We start from the raw sequence: 18,888 nt of genomic DNA on the forward strand, positions 1-18,888 counted from the left end.
TAACAGTTTTGCACACAATATACACATGGGATAGAATCAACCTTGTTACATATGCAAAAGTTATGTGCATAAGGAGGTCTCAATATGAAGTATGGTTATGCTAGAGTTTCTACAAACGAACAAGATTTAGCCAATCAAATTGAATTATTAAAAAATGCAGGAGCAGAAAAAATTTATAGCGAGAAATATACTGGCACAAAACGAGATCGACCTAAGTTAGATGAATTAATTCAATTGCTTTCTACTAGTGATGAATTAATCGTTACTAAATTAGATCGACTTTCTCGCTCCGTTCAACAAGGAACAACATTAATTTCAGAATTACAAGAAAAAGACATTGTAGTAAATATTCTCAATATGGGTCGCATTGATAAATCTCCAAATGGTAGTTTAATGTTAAATATGTTTTTAGCCTTTGCTCAATTCGAACGGGATATGATTGTTCAAAGAACACAAGAAGGAAAAGCATTTCAACGACAACATAATCCTAATTATCGAGACGGTCGGAAGCCGAAAAAAACACCTTCACAAATCAAAGAGATCTTAGATTATTTAGAGACACACACGTATAAAGAAACCGCTCAATTGTTTGAATTAGATAAATCAACGATTGTACGCTACAAACAACGGTATATTAAGTAGTCTTAGAGACTAGTAAAATACACTATTGTGATTTAAAACTTCAGCTATACCCACAGGTGACACTTTTTGTTTTTCCAAAAATCCTATTCTAAAGTCTTTTCTTTAGGGGTGAAAAATGTTTCTTTTGGGTGGTACTTATATCTTAGCTACGTTATTCAACATAAATCAAATTATACTAAGTTAAAAGATGATGTTATAATTTTATTAAAAGGGGTTAGATCCGTAATGGTTAAAGATTACCGTAAATTAAGTAAAGAAATTTCATATGCTTTAAGGCATGCACCATGGGAGTATGAGTTAGAGTTAGATGAAAATGGTTGGGTACTAATTTCTCAGTTATTAAATGCTCTTCATCAAAATAAAGAATGGAAAAATGTGGAGATCAGTGATGTAATAAAAATGATAGAAAAATCTGATAAGAAAAGACATGAAATAAACAACGATAAAATCAGAGCTATGTATGGTCACTCAATTCCTATGAAAATAATAAAAGAAATTGCTACACCTCCCAAAGTTTTATATCATGGTACCTCATACGATTTCTTAGAAAGTATTAAAACTAATGGATTACTTCCTATGTCAAGACAATATGTTCATCTGTCTGAAGATATAGAAACAGCTAATTTAGTAGGTAAAAGAAAAGATTTATCACCAACTATAATGCGCATTGATACTGAGAAGGCAAGGAAAAATGGAGACAATTTTTATTTAGGAAATGAAAAAGTATGGTTAGCTGACAAAATATCCACTACCAGCATACAAATACTTAACTGAGCTAGTTATTTTAATATTAGCTCTACATAATCACGATTATATGGAGTTCGACTCTATAAATTGAGATTTGAAGTAAAACATGCTATAATAAACTTGCGAAATGACAGTGAATTATGTGAATAGCACAAAAGCCAACCTTATTGTGAGTAAGGTTGGCTTTTTTTATTCGTTGCGATCACGAATATGCGGGTTAGTGACAACTTGCAAATTATTGTCTAATCATCTAACCAGTGATCAACTAGCGTTAAAACTAGTCCCACAAAAAGTGGTGCAATAATTAATGACAGTAAATCATGCACGAATAGCACCCCCTTTAGGGGCAAGTTGCCACTCATGATTATATCATAATCACATTTTTTTATGGTTACTCTACAGGTGTATATCCATACCCTTCATATAATTTCAAAACAGATTCTAATGAGTATGTGTCATCTTTCGTGGTCTGTATTTCATCTAGCTCAGCAACATTTGCATTTTTATTTTCATCTAAAACTATATTAGAATATCCAATTATAGCTGTCTTAGTATCTTCTAATTTACTTTCTGTTCCCCCAGAGTATCTTTTTATAGTATAAATTCCAATTAGATTTCCATTTTGATTTGAACTAGACATACTCCAGCTATATTCATCTTCTTTAGAGCTATCTTTATCAAATTGTCTATACATAAGTTTATCCAAAGTAATTTCATATTTAGAACCATAACTATATTCTGGACTACTATCTTTGTAAGTACGTCTTACTTCTTCATCTATCATGCGTTTTATATCTTCTATATTAGCAATGTCAGACGCTGATTCTGCAACTTCTTCTAACCCGTTTACTTCAAATGTAGGGGAAAAGTTTTTCTGTAATACATAACCATCATAAGACAACTGATCCTTTTGTGATTTGTCTAATACAATTTCAGCTTTATCACCATTTTTCAACTTACCATCATTCTTTATTGAGAAAAAAACAGAGTCTAAAGGAGAATCAAAAACATTATCTATTGTTGCAACTCCTCGCCCACTAACTCCATTAAAATTCACTACTAAATTCTTCTCAACCTCTTTGTTCGTCAATTCTTTAGCTTTATTTAATCCTTTTACTTCTACGGTTTTTTTGCTAGATTTAATTTTTTTTGTCTTATCTTCATTGACGTCAATTGTTAATACTACCTTGTCTCCATTAGACAAATTGCTCTCTTTATTTAATTTAATAGTATATGAATTTAGTAGATCACTAACTTCTTGTGTTTGTTCTTGAGACAATACTTCATCTTCCAGATCAATATTTAATATTTCTTTTGCCATTGCTTCTGTATCAACTCTATACGATACTACCCCTTGAGTATCAACGCCAGAGAATGAAACATCTACATATTTATTAATGTCTTTTCGTTGATTACAACCTGAAACTATAAATAGTACCAACAACATACTAAAAATACCTACAACCTTTTTCACATAAACACTCCTTTTTTTTTTTTATGTTCACAATAATACTATAATTTGCCGTTATTTGAAATGTTACATAACATAATCTCGATTAACCTCAGCAACAAGCCCACCAAGCTTTTGGTGGGCTGCTTTTGTGAATTTTAATTGGTCTAGCTAGAATCACTTATTAGAATACCCACCCTTCAATATTCTTCTTTTTCTAAAGATTATGATTCTTGGAGAGCTCTATTTTAACTTTTAATTATTTTATCCAACACTTTAGTTGTTTTTGAGATATTGATTTTAACGAGATTTTTTTGTTTTCTCAAAGCACCCAGCGTTACACCAAGTACGCTGTGTAACTCTAGATAAGAGGCAATAAAAAAAGGCTCTCGCTTTAAACGAGAAACTGTATAGATGTTTTTATTTAACAGAATCTTTTAGTTGTTTTCCTACTTTAAAAGCAGGGGATTTGCTTTCAGGAATGGTCAGTTCTTCTCCAGTTTGAGGATTCCGTCCTTTGCGAGCCGCCCGTGTTCTTACTTCAAAATTACCAAACCCAATGACTTGAACTTTTTCCCCGTTGGATAGTGCTGTTTCAATAGCTTTGAACAATTCATTGACAACAGCCAATGATTCTTTTTTAGTTAAGCCTGTTTTTTCTGCTACATTTGACGCTAAATAATCTTTGTTCATTAATTTTAATTCTCCTTTATAAAAATAGTTACGGTTCCTCTATTTTATGAATTATTTTGAGAAAAAGCAATCACAAATTACTCAAAAAAAATTCCCAGACTTTCTGATTCTTTTTTACTCAGTATGTCCAGCACAATGGTTTAATAAAGAAATGGTTGTGTTGTAATCAGCGATTTTTATTTTCATAAGACTAACGATTACATAAGAAAAAAGCCTACTTTATTGATTAAAGTAGGCTTTCTGTGTAGGCGCATACGTCCTCATGTCGTTTGTCGGTGGGCGATTCAGACCCTATATATTAGTTATCATATAATGGTTGAGGGAAGTTGTCAAATACTCTTCAGTGCTTGATAAATTTGTCCATCAAGGCTTGATCGATTTTATCCAATACGTTGGCAGGTGCTTTAATTTGACCCACAGGATCAAATTTATTCAATCGTCGGATTCTATTTTTACTAATCGATTGAATATTCAAAGGCATAATATAGGATTCTTTTGTATATTTCTTGTAAGTGTCAAATACCTTTCTAGACTGATGGATTTCTTTTAACAGCTCATTGGTTTTTTGTTTGAGCTCTTGTGGTGTATGACTAATTAGATTGAGTTTTTGGGCCTTTTCTAGAACGTCTTCTTTATTTAACGGTGCCCCTTTATCAGCAATATCAGTCAAAATAGGTGATAGTTTATTTTGATCTAATAGCCCAGTAGAAAGCGCCGCTAAGATAAGAATACGTAATTTTTCTTGTTGTTTGTCAGAGTAACTAATGACATGGCGGATACTTTGAATCCCTAGAATGACCCCAACGGGGACATAATTCTTTTTTTCTTTAGAAGAAATAGGGAGTATAGTCAATAAGCCATTTTTAGCATTGTCATAATTATTTAAAATAATCGCAAAATGGTTCCCAGATAATTCATGTCCGACATTAATGCCAAAATCTATGTAAACAATGGTACCTCTTTTATATACTTTATAATTTTTTTTAGGTTTTATTCTATCATTTGTGAGATATTGACTAAAATTAGTCAACCACTGGGAAAGATACTTGTATTTAGGATAACCGGAAAGAGACTCAGAAATAAATCGTTTATTGGCTTCATTACAAGCATCTTCAACACTTTTTTGATTCATATAAACCTCCATAAAAGATGAATATCATTTAACGCAATGTTATTTTTTTCTGTTAGTAACATAAATTGGATAGTATGAATGATGCAAGATTAGTTTAATAGATTTTTAAAGTAATGTAAAATTACTTAAAATCGGTCATTTTTATCAGAGGGAAACTTTCATATTTTTAGTTATTTAATTAAACTAAATAGATAAATAAAAAAACCTGTTATACAGTCTTCGAGAAATAGAGAAGACGATATAACAATTTTTTTTTAGTTATCTTATCTTGGTATTACCTATACCAAGTACCGTTGAGAACGATTGATAATATAGGATATATTGAGGGGAACCTGACGATGAATGACGGCTATAAATGATAAATAAAAATAGATAAAAAAATAGTCCCCCTACAAAATGTAGAGAAACATTGATTGATCAAAAAAAAGAAAAAAAAGGAACCTGTTTTTTTCCATTGGTCATTTTTTTATTTAATTTATTTGAATATTGACATCAAGCAAGTTGTTCTCGCTTTAAAATAGCCATTTTTCGACTAGCTAAATTAGCATCTGTATACACATCCAACGTCATTTGAGTAGAGGCGTGCCCTAACAATGCACTCACAGCTGTAATACTTGCATTGGCTTCAATACATCTTGTGGCAAAAGTATGACGTAATTGATGGAAGTGAATAGATGCTAATCCACTTTTTGCGAGTATTTGATGAAAATAGTAGGTGATTAATCGTGGTTCTCTAGGCTGTGATTGTGTAGAACAAACATAAGGGCTACGTGCTTTTCTATACCCTCTCTTCAACCATTTATAAAGATTTCTACCAATCGGTATTCTACGAACAGATTCTTTACTTTTTGCAGAAGTAAAGATTAACGTGGTTTGTCTTGCCCCTTGCTTTAGGGGGATTCTTTGGTAAGAATGGGTAATGTGAATCAATCTATTTTTTAAATCAATATCACTCCATTTTAAAGCGGCTATTTCACCAATACGCAAACCTGTATGTAACGCTAAAATAATTGGTAATCCTTCTGTTAAAGGGGCTTTTTTGGCTGTATCTTCAATTTGTTTCTCTTCTTTTTCTGTTAGGGAAGAGATCTGGCTTTTTTGTTTCTTAGGCAACTGAACACCTTGACAAGGTTGTTGTAAAATTTTGTCAGTATCTAACGCATCTTGCAGACTCTTTTTAACAATTTGATAAATGACATGAATCGTTGAAGATTTTAATTGTTGCTCGCTTAATTGATTGATTAATTCTTGAATGCTCTCAGTCGTTAGTTGGTTCAGTGGATAGTCACCAATGATAGGAAAGACATAATGCTTTAATTTATAGAAATAAGTGGCATAAGTACTTTCTTTTATCATCCTTTGTCTACTTCTTAACCAATGACAAACCCAGTCCTCATAGGACTGGACACAAAGACCATTTTGTTGTGTCATTTGTTGGTACTTTAATTTGTAATAGTAGAGATTTTCCTTTACTTCTCGATAACTTTTCCCATAGATATAACCATAATGAATAGATCCATTACTTTTATACCCTTTTTTCTAACGCCCTTCCCATCGTGTATCTTTTCGTTTATAAATATTTTCGCCTCGTTTTGCCATGGTAGTCAGCTCCTTTTTTTGACGGCTCATAAAATAACTATATATTACAAAAATTATCTCTTTTTTTTTTATTTAGCATTAAAAATATAATGTTTCTTAAAAAAAAAACTTGTGAAAAAAATGAATATTGTTATAATATATAAAGTGATAGAAAACAAAAACAAAAAATCAGTAGTGGCATTGCTAGGTTTACTTGGTATAGGTAATACCAAGTAAAAAAGAACGAAATTAGTCTAGCCTATTTCGCACATCGCATAAACAAAAGGAGGTGATTATATGGTTCGTATGTTGATTTTAACAAAAAATATAGAAAATGAACTAGATTTGTATCGAAAATTACGCAACCTAAGTTATGAAGTTTTTTTATCTAGTGGTTTACTGACAGATTGGATAAAAAAAAAGATGTTACCTTCTTGGACAAGAGGATTTTCCATTGTCATTTTTAGCGAAACATTGATAAAAAATGAAGTCTTACAATTAACAGCTTACTGTAAAATGCAGCAACAAATTTGTTTTTTAAAATTAGATACACAACAATCTGGAGAACACACAGCTTTTTGGAAGGAACAAGGAATTGAAAACTGTTTTTCTACGGGAATCACTACTTCTGAATTGGGGGGGTTATTGAGTGCTGTAGAAATGACACATGCCAACTGCACTTCTTTTGAAAGGATTTCTGTAGACCAATTCCAACTGCAGTTGCCTAAAGTGAATAAGCGCTTATTTTCAATTTTACTTGAGGGAAAAGGCAACACCATCTCTAGAGAAGCGCTCTCTCAAAAATTATGGGGAAAATCAGACCCTTCGAGTCTTAGTCAATTATCTTATCGAGTAAGTAAAATTAATCAACAAATTTCCACTTCTTTCGAGATTCGACCAGGAATTGTGACTGTTTGGGGAAAAGGCTATCACTTAAATGAGAAATTTTATGAGTTTTGGTGATTGGTGTTTCCATCATTTTTGTTGACGCAATTTTACTATTTACAAAATAGATTTTCATTTTTTGTTTAAGAGTTTTGCGTGTACAAGATATTTTACGCTATAAATTTTTGGTATGATTGTTACGTTATATATTTATTAAAAATAACATAAGGAGAAAAATGAATATGAAAAGAAAGTTTCCAATTTTTTTATTAGGTCTAATGGCAATGCTTGGGATAACTATGTACACGGGAGGGGAAAAAGTTCATGCGTCTACGGATGCTGATAAAGCTCAATATAACGCAGCTATGCATAAAGGGACGTTGCAAGCGACTGGAGATACAACAGTATCATTTATAAAACAAGATGGTAGTGTGATTGGCTGGGATAATCCTTTATTGAAAAGTGATTCTAATTCTCTCGGTGTACAAGCTAAATTCGATTTGAATAATATTGATGGAATTATTCAGGCGGTCTCTACAGGGCAGATATCTACAATTTCTCCCCTTGAACAAACTTTTATAGGACAGTTCAAGTCTGCTGCACTGATTTCGGGCTCTTTTGACTTGAATATTGATTTAAATAGTGCGCTATCAAATTATTTTTCCTTGAACCAAAACACTATAAATCAATTACAAACTACGACAGATTTTAATAGTTTGTTATTTGATGGAGAAGAAGCTGCAGCGTATTCAAATATTTTTGAGATAAAGTCTGTAACGTCAGCAAATAACATTTTGAAAATTTCTGTATCAGTAAAACCAAATGTTACGGGACAAAATATTTTAGACTTACAAAATAAATTTGGCACCTTGAATTTTTCATTTAAAAACTTGTTAGTTATGAAAGATAGTACTTGGGATGATGTTAACCAAATAAATAAAGGTGAATTTGACAGATTGCTGACAGTCTCATCGCCTTCTGGAGAGACTACATTCATCGTAAGTGTTCCAGATGCGTTGTTACCATATGCTTCATTGGCTGGAATCACAGTGACTAATCCATATGTGGGTATCAATTTAGAAACTAATCCAGGATATGGAAAGTTAAGTTTAGGGTATGTAATGGTATATGACGGAAACGGAAATTCTTCAGGAACAGCGCCTGTTGATTCGGATAGTCCATATGATGGTGAAAAATCAATTGTACTAAAAGATCAAAATGATATGAAAAAAGATAATGCAAAATTTATTGGTTGGAGTACAGATCAAAATTATGTAGCAGGTACATCTCCTCTATATAATGCTGGAGACAAATACACTATTGCAAAAAATACTATTTTATATGCTGTTTGGAAAGATATTGTTCAGGGAGGAAATGTGACAGTTAGTTACGTTGATGAATCTGGCAATAAGTTACAAGAAAAAGATACCGTTTTAGAAGGTGAAGTTGATGAAGACTACACCACAGTTCAAAAAGATTTTTATGGGTATAGATTTAAAGAAGTTGTCGGAAATGCAAATGGGAAATTTACTTCTAGTCCGCAACAAGTCACCTATGTATATTCTAAAATAGTTCCTGGTAAATTAACTGTTGAGTATTGGGAATATGATACTAAAGGAAATGCAGTAAAAAAACTTGATGAGCGAACTATTACTGGAGAATATGGAGACTATTATAATGCCGAAATTCTTTATCTTACTGGATATGGATTTAATGGTGTAGTTACTGATACAGAAGCGGGATATGCACCAGCTGCAGGTAGATTACTGGATGAAGAAGATCGCACAATCAAGTTGACCTATCACAAGCTTGCAGGTGAGAGTACTGAAGGAATGGTACTTGTCCAATATCAAGATGTTGATGGAAACGAAATCAAATCTAGCTATATAGAACGCGGTGAAATTGGCAAGCCATATACAACAAAAAAAGAAGATATTGTTGGATATAAATTTAAGGAAGTTATTGGAAATGCTACAGGTACATTTACTAATGCCGTTCCGATTGTAACTTATGTTTATCAAAAAGACAGTGTAGTACCTAAAGATGTTTTAGTACCTGTATATAGAGCATACAACCCGAATGATGGAGACCATTTATTTACAACAAGCAAAGATGAATACAATTGGATTCAAGATCAAAAATGGTCTGGTGAAGGAACTGCCTTCCAGAGTGTTAAAGCAACATATGCAGATGCAGTAAAAGTTTATCGTTTATACAATGTTAACTCTGGAGAGCATTTTTATACAACCAGTTTATCTGAGTATGAAACTGTAGCTGCAGCTGGCTGGAAAAAAGAAGGAACATCTTTCTACATGGTTCCTAAAGAACAAGGTAATCCAATTTACCGTGTATTTAATCCAAATGCTACTGGGCCAGGTTCTCATATGTATACAGCTTCTAAAATAGAAGCCGATTGGTTAATTAGTTTGGGATGGAGAGATGAAGGAATAGCTTTCTATACTCCTAAATAAAGGTGAGTAAAAAAGGACTAGTATCTATATACCGCTAGTCCTTTCTTTTGAAAATATATGGATAATTTTTAAGGAGAGTATTGTGAAGAAAATACGTAAAGAAAAAATATTTAATAAAGTAATCAATGTATTTATGTTGATTGTGATAATGTTTTCTCAATTCTCATCTTTTGGGGCAGCCTTTGCAGAAGAGGTTCCAAATATAGAAAACAATGAAGTTCAAACTGAACAATCAATTCCCCCTATTGAGAAAGCTGATCAAACGGTGAACCCAAGTATAACGAGAACCGATAAGATTGCTAAATTAGGAGTTGATGTTGCTGTTGATAAAAATAATCCTCCTTCAGGAGATTATTTCAATCTTATATTAACTTTTGGTGGAATGTCTTACGGAACGGACAATACTGTATATAATGCGGTTGCAACGATACCACTATCTTCTTCAGATAAACTTGAGGCAGGGACTTTACCAACAGATCCTAATGGTGAATACACTTGTTCAATAGAAGGAAATAATATTGTCATTAGATTTGCAGAATTTCAGGCCGGTGGGAATTACGATGTTAAGATCCCTGTAAAATTTAAAGAGGGTGTAAGTTTGCCTTCAGAAATTTTATCAGGCCAGGTTACTTTTACCGGAGATAATGCAGATGATGCAGATGCGGCAAGTATACCAGAGGTTTCTCCGTATAATACTGCAAAACCGGTATACATGAATATTATTGACCAAGTTAGTACATTCAAGGCTTATATACCACATTCAGCTCAAATCAATTTGACACCAGAATTAAAAGAAGGTGGGCTAAATGTAGCTAACGGTAAATTGAAAGTTGATTTTCCAGCAGATATTGTCTTAAATGGGCTAAATTTCAAAGGACAAAATCTTGATTTATCAACTGTAAAAGCTAATCCAGATGGAACTAAGTATATATTACTAGATGTATCTCCATTTGATGTAGATAAATCGAATTTTTCAGGTCTAACGATTGATTACAATTATCCGAAGCTAAAGGATGGAGATCTTCCTGATGGTGTTAATGAGAAGAATTATGAAATAAAAGCTACTTTTACAGGCACAAGATACAACGGTGAAGAATTTACTGAAGCAGGTACCATTAAAGAAAAACAAACACTATATAAAGGTGCTGGAGTCTTAGGAAAGACTGCAACTGAAGAAATTTATAAAAAAGCAGATCAATCAATTGAGTATTCAGTTAATTATACATCTGGTTCTGAAACAAAAAACATGGTTATCATAGACGATCCATATAAAGAGACAGATTTTTTTAAAGGATATAATTACACTGACTTTAATTGGAATTCGACATTAAACAATATAGATAGTCAATTCTCTTATCAAACCAATAAAAATAGTTCATGGCAAGTGGTTGGTGACCCTAGTAAAAATGGTTCCGTGACTGTTTCTTCATTAAATTTAGCAAGTGATGAATATGTTACATTGGTAAAATTAGATCTTTCTTATGGTGGAAGTAAGGTTATTCCAGCTAACAGTGGAGATGTAATTTTCAAATTAAATGGAAAAACAACAGAAAATATTACGGACACTACTTTAAGTACAAATAATAATATTGTTAACACTGCCAAGTTTTCTGGAGAGTATTTAGACGGAGATAGCTATGTAGAAATTAACAAAGAGTACGATGCTACAACCGTTTATATCCCAGAAGTACAGGGAGCTTATCCAGGCTGGGAAGGCTGGATGCAACCATTTTACAACAAAGATTCAGTAACTTCTCAAAATACATTTGCTGCAGGAGATACATTTTCCTATAAAAATACACCGGCAAATGTCGGATGGGCAGGTGGCAATATAGCCATAGAAGACCCTGTTGTATATGTTAGATACCCCAATACATTAAAAATTGATCCTGAAAAAGTAACCATAAAAGGATACGAAGATGGTGTTTTTAAAACAAAACCAACGGTTGAAATTATTTCTAGTGACGGTGGGTATAATTTAGTCAAAATTAGTATTAACGAATCTATGCCGGCTACAACATATGATTCGAAATATCAAGTGATCATTAGAGACATTGAACCAACGAGTAGAACAGGTTCAGCTGTTAATTTTACAGCTTTTTTAGGATCTAATAATCCAAATCAAAAATATGTGGCAGGAGTTGGATGGCGAGGAGCTACAGGAATGCCATGGGCAAACTATGCTGTTGCTGGTGAACAATGGGCTACTTTTGACTCTTCTTTAAAATTTTCAAGCGAAATTAAAGTAAGTACTGGTGGAACAAATGAAGAAGACTTTTCGTTTGTAAATTCATTAGTAAATCAAAGTGGAGGAAAAAATGTAATATTCCGGTTAAGTGCTGAAAATATCGGAACAAATCCCACAAATCAAACAGAGTTAATCAGTATGTTGCCTTACAAAAACGACACTGTCACAACTAATGATGTCTCTAAAAACAGTACTATTTCAGGTTATCTAAAAGGTTTATCGATCGATGATGGATCCGGCATTTCTGGAGTCAATTTTGATGAATATGAAATATATGTTTCTAAAGACGCCACCGCTGCTAATAATAAAAAAGATTTAAAAAATACCGGTGTTTCAGGGTATTCTTCTAATTCTACATGGGAACCTTGGGATGGAGCGACTGAATTAACGGATGATTATAGAGCGATAAAAATTGTTAAGAAAAGTGGCCTTGGTATTGGTGAGGGCATAAAAGTTTATATGGATTATCATGTCCCAGAAATTACCACAAATACAGAATCTTTATGGGCTAGTGTGGCACTAGGCGGATATTATAAGTCTGGAAATAATAAATTTAATATAGCAGTGACTGAACCAAGAAAAGCAGGTCTGATGGTTGGGAATGATGCTGTTAAAAGTCTGAACGGATATGCATGGGAAGATAGCAATTGGGATGGGATCAGAAATGATAGTGAACCAGTTATTCCTAATTATCCAGTTTATTTAGTAAATGAGAACAATGATATTATTGATCAAACTACTACAGACGTAAATGGATATTATGAATTCACTCAATTATTTGCAGGTAAGTATCGTGTGATTATGCAAAATGATCGCTATGATGCTGGTTGGGATCTAACTAAAAACCTGGAATTAAATGATAATAACGTGAATGATATGAAACCCATGAGTGATAAAAGTGTCATTTATGATTATGCTCCTTGGCTATCAGATAAAAAAGGTGGTTATCTAGGTATTACAGATACTATCGATCTTACACCTGAAAATATAATTAAGGTAGATAACATTGATGGTGGATATGTAGATAAATCAAGTGCAAATAATAGTGTAGCTATATCGGGAAATGTTTGGCTAGACACTGCTATAAACGGTATCTGGCAGACTACTTTAGAAGATACGTACCCAGAAGGTACAACGATGAATTTGTATAAAAAGGAAGCAGATGGCACCTATGCTTTTGTAAAAGCAACTGTCACAGATAACAATGGATACTATGAATTTTCTGGTCCCGATTTAACTTCAGGAGATTATGTAGTTGGACTAAAAGAAATGCCGGCATCATATAAGCGAACTGTCAATGGTAGTAGCATGAAATTTGATGATCGGAGCGATACCACTTCTCAAGGGATAGATGCGCCATATGTAACTGCAGAGTTCCATGTAAATGATGGACAAAGAAGTGAGAACTGGGATCTAGGTCTTATTGAAACTGTAGACCTTTATGTAACAAAAATCTGGGAAGACGGCGGGAATACTTCCAAACGTCCAGAAAATATCGTAGTTGAGTTGAAAAAAGATGGCAAAGCATTTAATCAAGATGGCTCAACTGATCCATATGAAATCGTTAAATCAACAGATGGTACTTGGGAAACGCTGGAAATTAAAGGCTTAGAAAAATATCATATGTCTAATGCAAAAGCAGTGGAAAATAAATATACTGTGAACGAAAAAGACGTACCAAGTGGCTATACTATGACTCAGACGGATAAGAGTGATCCTAACGAAAAAAATACTTACCGTTATGAAATTACTAATAAATTAGACAAGACGACCATTGAGGGAACTAAATCATGGGATGACGCCAATGATCAAGATGGTAAACGTCCAAATTCAATCACAGTAAATTTACTGGCTGACGGAAAAAAAGTGGATTCAAAAACAGTCTCTGAGGCAAATGGTTGGAAATACTCTTTTTCTGATTTAGAAATATACAAAGATGATGGAACCGAGATTTCTTACACAATTAACGAAGAAGCTGTGGCTGATTATACACCGACAGTAACAGGGACTAACCTTACCAACACACACACGCCTGAGAAAACGACCGTCGAAGGTACGAAGACTTGGGATGATGCTAATGATCAAGATGGCAAACGTCCAGAATCAATCAATGTGAACTTGTTAGCAGATGGAACAAAAATAGATTCAAAAACAGTTTCTGCAACGGAAGATTGGAGATACTCTTTTACTAACTTAGATAAGTACAAAGATGGTAAAGCAATTTCTTACACAATTACTGAAGATACAGTAACTAACTACACAACCAAAATTACAGGAGCAAATATAACTAACAGCTACACACCAGGAAAAACTAGTGTAACTGTTACTAAGGCTTGGGATGACAATAATGATCAAGACGGTTTAAGACCAGAAAAAATCTCTGTTCAGCTTTATGCGGATGGTGTGAAATCTGGTGCTCCTGAAGAGTTATCTAGTGGAAACAACTGGACAACTACTTGGGTTGATTTAGCTCAAAAGCAAAATAAGAAAGACGTTTCTTACACTGTGAAAGAAGAGGGAACAGTTACAGGGTACACAACTGCTGTTGACGACACTGATAAAGGGAACGTCATCATTACCAATTCACACACGCCTGAGAAAACAACTGTCGAAGGTACGAAGACTTGGGATGATGCTAATGATCAAGATGGTAAACGTCCAGAATCAATCGTCGTAAACTTGTTAGCAGATGGAACAAAAAAAGATTCAAAAACAGTTTCTGCAACGGAAGATTGGAAGTACTCTTTTACTAATTTAGACAAGTATAAAGACGGTAAAGCAATTTCTTACACAATTACTGAGGATACAGTGACAGACTATACGCCAAAAGTAACGGGTAGTGATATTACCAATAGTTATACACCAGGGAAAACCAGTGTAACTGTTACTAAGGCTTGGGATGATAACAATGATCAAGATGGTTTAAGACCAGAAAAAATCTCTGTTCAGCTTTATGCGGATGGTGTGAAATCTGGTGCCCCTGAAGAGTTAAATAGTGATAACAACTGGACAACTACTTGGGTTGATTTAGCTCAAAAGCAAAATAAGAAAGATGTTTCTTATACTGTGAAAGAAGAGGGAACAGTTACAGGGTACACACCTGTTGTTGATGATACTGATAAAGGGAATGTCATCATTACCAATTCACACACGCCTGAGAAAACCACTGTCGAAGGTACGAAAACCTGGGATGATGCTAATGATCAAGATGGCAAGCGTCCAGAATCAATCAAGGTGAACTTGTTAGCTAATGGGACAAAAGTAGATTCAAAAACAGTCTCTGCAAAAGAGGACTGGAAGTACTCCTTCGCTAACATAGATAAGTACAAAGACGGTAGCAAGATTCTTTACACCATCACCGAAGATACAGTGACTGACTATACACCAACAGTAACAGGTACTGATATTACCAATAGTTATACACCAGGAAAAACCAGTGTAACTGTTACTAAAGCTTGGAATGATAAGAATGATCAAGATGGCTTAAGACCAGATAAAATATCTGTACAACTTTATGCGGATGGTGTGAAAACGGGTAATCCTGAAGAGCTAAATAGTGGGAACAAATGGACAACTACTTGGAAAGACTTAGACCAAAGAAGAGATGGGAAAGATATTACTTACACAGTGAAAGAAATCGATGATGTGCCTGGATATACGACAGTTATTGATGATTCTGATAAAGGGAACATCATTATTACCAACTCTCATACACCAAAAGTAATAACGACTACGAATAATCCCACTAGTTCTGGCAAGAGCTTTTTAAGTAAAATACTCCCTAATACAGGTGAGAACTATAATTATTTATTTTCTATTTTAGGAACATTAATTGTATTGATGGCGGTTGTTCTTTTTTTCATAAGAAAATTAAGAAAACTAAATAGATAAATATTATCGAAATTATCATTGCAATACGTGATTTATTGATAGCAAAAATAAATGATCTTTAGGGTTCAATCAAAATAATTTATACAGTAGATTCTAAAAGGATAGTACTTCTTTTATTTACGAAAGAAGTACTATCAATCAAAAAGGGGATTTAAATATGAACAAAAAGTTTTTCTGGTTAAATGGACTACTCGTCTTTTTAACATTATTTATTGGTAAAGGGGTGCTCGCAGATACAGTACAAGTATCAACAGTTGATGATTTAATCACACAAGTAAATACTGCGACACAAGCTAGAACGATTACTTTAGATTCCAACTTTCCTCAAACAATATCAAAAACAATCGATTTGAAAGAAAATACCAGTTATCCAATTATAATTGATGGACAAAATAAAACCTTCACTTCAGATGGAAGCACTCTAATGTTTTCATATTCTGGAGGGAGCTCTAGTACTGCTGGCTCTGTAACACTTAAAAACATGATTCTTCAAGGAAATAACTCTTCTGGTAAAGCAATAAATACCAGTGGATATAAAGGCGATTTCAATTTAGATAATGTCTATGTTGGAGACTTCCATAATCCTTCTGATGGTGGAGCTATGAATATTGGCGGGAATACGTCTATTGTAGATAGCACATTTGAAAATAATACGACAAATGCACCTGGATATGGTGGTGGAGCTATTGCTGGAAAACAATTTTCTAGTAAATTAGTAGTTGAAAATTCTAAATTTTTCAATAATGAAACTTTAGCTCTTGGTACAGGAGCTGTTGGTGGCGAGGGTGGAGCAATGTGGTTTTATGCTCCTTCAACTTCTGCTTCTTTTGAATTTAAGAATAATTACTTTAAAGAAAATAAAGCTGTGGAAAATGCTTCTTCTATGACCGGTGTTCAAACACTAGCCGATGGTGGTGCGATCGCATTTTTCAATGTAATGCAAGGAATCAAAATAGATTTCGATTCTAACACATTTGATTCTAACGTTGCCGGAGATAACGGAGGAGCCATTCTAATACAAGCGAATGGTTCGACTTCCACTGATGGCGTTACTTCTGGGATCCTTTTCCAGAACAATACTTTTTATGATAATAAGTCAAATGGTTCTGCAAGCAGTGGCGTAACTCAAAGTGGTGGAGCAATTCAGATTTATCAAAATGGTGGTAGAAGTACCAGTAGAAAAACTATGGTTGACTTTATTTCTAACACATTTGCTGCAAACAAATCAGTAACTTCTGGAGGAGCTATTGGTTTTGCCGGAGCGCCGTTTTTTAATGGTGCTGGAGGAAATTTTACAAACAATATCTTGGTGGATAATGTAAATGGTTATTCTACTGGAACAGAAACACTAAACTCCATTGCATCTTCTTCTGTAAAATCGACTGATAAAGGAAATAATATCGGTTATGATGCGACAGGAGCAACAGGGGACATTGTAAAAGATGGAAAACAAGTTTTTGGAAATATTCCATATGGTCTTGTCCCAGATAATTCTACTATCAGTGCAGGAAGTTCGAATACCAGAGAAACAGTTCCAACTATTCCAATTGCACCAGAACTTCTAGCAGATGCTAAAGTTAAAGATGGAACTAGTTTACCTGTAGACCAAAGAAATATTCCTAGAATAGAACCTTCAGACATCGGATCTGTTGAAATTTCTTGGTTGAAATATGATAGTAATGGAGGTAAATTTAATTTCGATAATTTACCTGATAAATATGATGGCTCAACTTATTACGGAGAAAAACAACCTACTACTTATTATCAAGTAGGAAATAATACTCAAAAAGTTAATATAATTAATGGACAATCAGATTTAAATGCAAGTAGAGAAAATTATGATTTCTTAGGATGGTCTACTGATCCAAGTGCCACGAAACCAGATGACAATTTAAAAGCTGGCAATCAAACTACAATTGTTTCTGAAGGAGCTACTTTATATGCAGTTTGGACACCAGCGGCTGGTGCAAGCGTAACTGCTCACTATGTAGATGAACAAGGTAAAACAATATCTGAGGATATTATTTTAACTGGTCCAATAGGAGAATCATATACAACAACGCAACAAGAAGTTTTTGGTTATAAATTTAAAGAAGTTGTTGGTAATACAACAGGAACCTTTACGAATGAATCTCAGGAAGTAACCTATATCTACTCAGAAATTGTTCCTGGAAAAATAACTGTTGAGTATTGGGAGTACGATGTAAATGGTAATCCTATTAAAAAAATCCATGCGGATGAAACGATAACTGGTAAATACGGTGAACGTTATGATGCACCAATTATTTATGTACCTGAGTACGGATTTAATGGTGTTATTACAGATGATGGATTTGCTCCTCTTAGTGGCCTATTACTGAACGAAGAAGCACAAACAATTAAACTTTCTTATCACTTGTTAACAGATGATAATCCTCTTCAAGAAGGAGTTGTAGTTGTTCAGTATCAAGACTCTGAAGGTAAAACTTTAAGAGAAAATGAAATACTCCGTGGTGCAATTGGTTCTGACTATGCAGCGACTCAATTAAATATTGATAACTATACAATGATTGAAGTTGTTGGAGAACCTACTGGTCAATACACATCAAATGTTAAAGTCGTTACCTTTGTATATAAGAGTAATAGTATTCCGAAAGATGAATTGATTCCTGTATATAGAGCATATAATTCAAATGACGGAGACCACTTATTTACGACTAGTAAAAAAGAATATGATTGGATTCAAACATATAAATGGACACCAGAAGGTATTGCCTTTCAAAGTGTCGTGCCAACTCATAAAAGTGCGACTAAAGTATACCGTTTGTATAATCCCAATTCAGGAGAACATTTCTATACAACTGATGTAACTGAATACAATAGTGTTGGGGCTGCAGGATGGAAGCAAGAAGGCATTGGTTTCTATATGGTTACTAAAGAAGAAGGAGATCCTGTATACCGAGTATTTAATCCTAATGCAACTGGACCTGGATCACATATGTATACTAAGGTTCGTTCAGAAGCAGATTGGTTGATTAGTTTAGGTTGGAGAGATGAAGGTATTGCCTTCTACACACCTAGATAATCAAAGTATTAATAAAAAAGAACCCTCGTAAAAAGCGTAGTGTGAAGTGAGACCCAATAGTTAGACCAAAACTCGACCAAAGAAATT

Annotated in this window: 11 protein-coding genes; 6 read left to right on the plus strand and 5 right to left on the minus strand. The window is 33.8% G+C overall.

What is annotated here, in order from left to right:
* Positions 1–84 precede the first annotated feature (84 nt).
* Both ACVWNY_RS18735 and ACVWNY_RS18740 read left to right on the plus strand, forming a co-directional pair.
* Positions 85–642, plus strand: coding sequence for a recombinase family protein (locus ACVWNY_RS18735; protein ID WP_454072543.1), 558 nt, complete (start codon positions 85–87; stop codon positions 640–642).
* A 66-nt stretch (positions 643–708) separates the two neighbouring features.
* Positions 709–1,416 carry an RNA 2'-phosphotransferase gene (locus ACVWNY_RS18740; RefSeq protein WP_461211768.1) on the plus strand — a complete coding sequence of 236 codons (708 nt, stop codon included), beginning with the start codon at positions 709–711 and terminating at the stop codon, positions 1,414–1,416.
* A 215-nt stretch (positions 1,417–1,631) separates the two neighbouring features.
* Here the strand turns inward: ACVWNY_RS18740 and ACVWNY_RS18745 are convergent, their stop codons facing one another.
* From ACVWNY_RS18745 to ACVWNY_RS18765, 5 genes are all read right to left on the minus strand, one after another.
* Positions 1,632–1,751 (minus strand): type I toxin-antitoxin system Fst family toxin, encoded by a 120-nt coding sequence (locus ACVWNY_RS18745; protein WP_454072544.1) that lies wholly within the window; start codon positions 1,749–1,751, stop codon positions 1,632–1,634.
* A 29-nt stretch (positions 1,752–1,780) separates the two neighbouring features.
* Positions 1,781–2,863 (minus strand): hypothetical protein, encoded by a 1,083-nt coding sequence (locus ACVWNY_RS18750; protein WP_454072545.1) that lies wholly within the window; start codon positions 2,861–2,863, stop codon positions 1,781–1,783.
* Positions 2,864–3,259: 396 nt separating this feature from the next.
* Positions 3,260–3,532 carry an HU family DNA-binding protein gene (locus tag ACVWNY_RS18755; RefSeq protein ID WP_454072546.1) on the minus strand — a complete coding sequence of 91 codons (273 nt, stop codon included), beginning with the start codon at positions 3,530–3,532 and terminating at the stop codon, positions 3,260–3,262.
* A gap of 340 nt (positions 3,533–3,872) precedes the next feature.
* Complete coding sequence (locus ACVWNY_RS18760) at positions 3,873–4,664, minus strand: type II toxin-antitoxin system PemK/MazF family toxin (protein WP_454072547.1); 792 nt, start codon at positions 4,662–4,664, stop codon at positions 3,873–3,875.
* A gap of 492 nt (positions 4,665–5,156) precedes the next feature.
* Positions 5,157–6,095, minus strand: coding sequence for a tyrosine-type recombinase/integrase (locus ACVWNY_RS18765; protein WP_454072548.1), 939 nt, complete (start codon positions 6,093–6,095; stop codon positions 5,157–5,159).
* A 444-nt stretch (positions 6,096–6,539) separates the two neighbouring features.
* Between ACVWNY_RS18765 and ACVWNY_RS18770 the strand changes: the two genes are divergently transcribed.
* The 4 genes from ACVWNY_RS18770 (at position 6,540) to ACVWNY_RS18785 (ending at position 18,801) form a co-directional block, all read left to right on the plus strand.
* A complete protein-coding gene (locus ACVWNY_RS18770) occupies positions 6,540–7,205 on the plus strand; it encodes a helix-turn-helix domain-containing protein (RefSeq protein ID WP_461211769.1) in 666 nt (221 codons plus the stop codon).
* Between the two features lie 164 nt (positions 7,206–7,369).
* Positions 7,370–9,598 carry a MucBP domain-containing protein gene (locus tag ACVWNY_RS18775; protein ID WP_454072550.1) on the plus strand — a complete coding sequence of 743 codons (2,229 nt, stop codon included), beginning with the start codon at positions 7,370–7,372 and terminating at the stop codon, positions 9,596–9,598.
* 82 nt (positions 9,599–9,680) lie between these two features.
* Positions 9,681–15,737, plus strand: coding sequence for a Cna B-type domain-containing protein (locus ACVWNY_RS18780; protein ID WP_454072478.1), 6,057 nt, complete (start codon positions 9,681–9,683; stop codon positions 15,735–15,737).
* 157 nt (positions 15,738–15,894) lie between these two features.
* Positions 15,895–18,801, plus strand: coding sequence for a MucBP domain-containing protein (locus ACVWNY_RS18785; RefSeq protein WP_454072479.1), 2,907 nt, complete (start codon positions 15,895–15,897; stop codon positions 18,799–18,801).
* Positions 18,802–18,888 lie beyond the last annotated feature (87 nt).

Source organism: Enterococcus sp. JNUCC 77 (assembly GCF_054819945.1).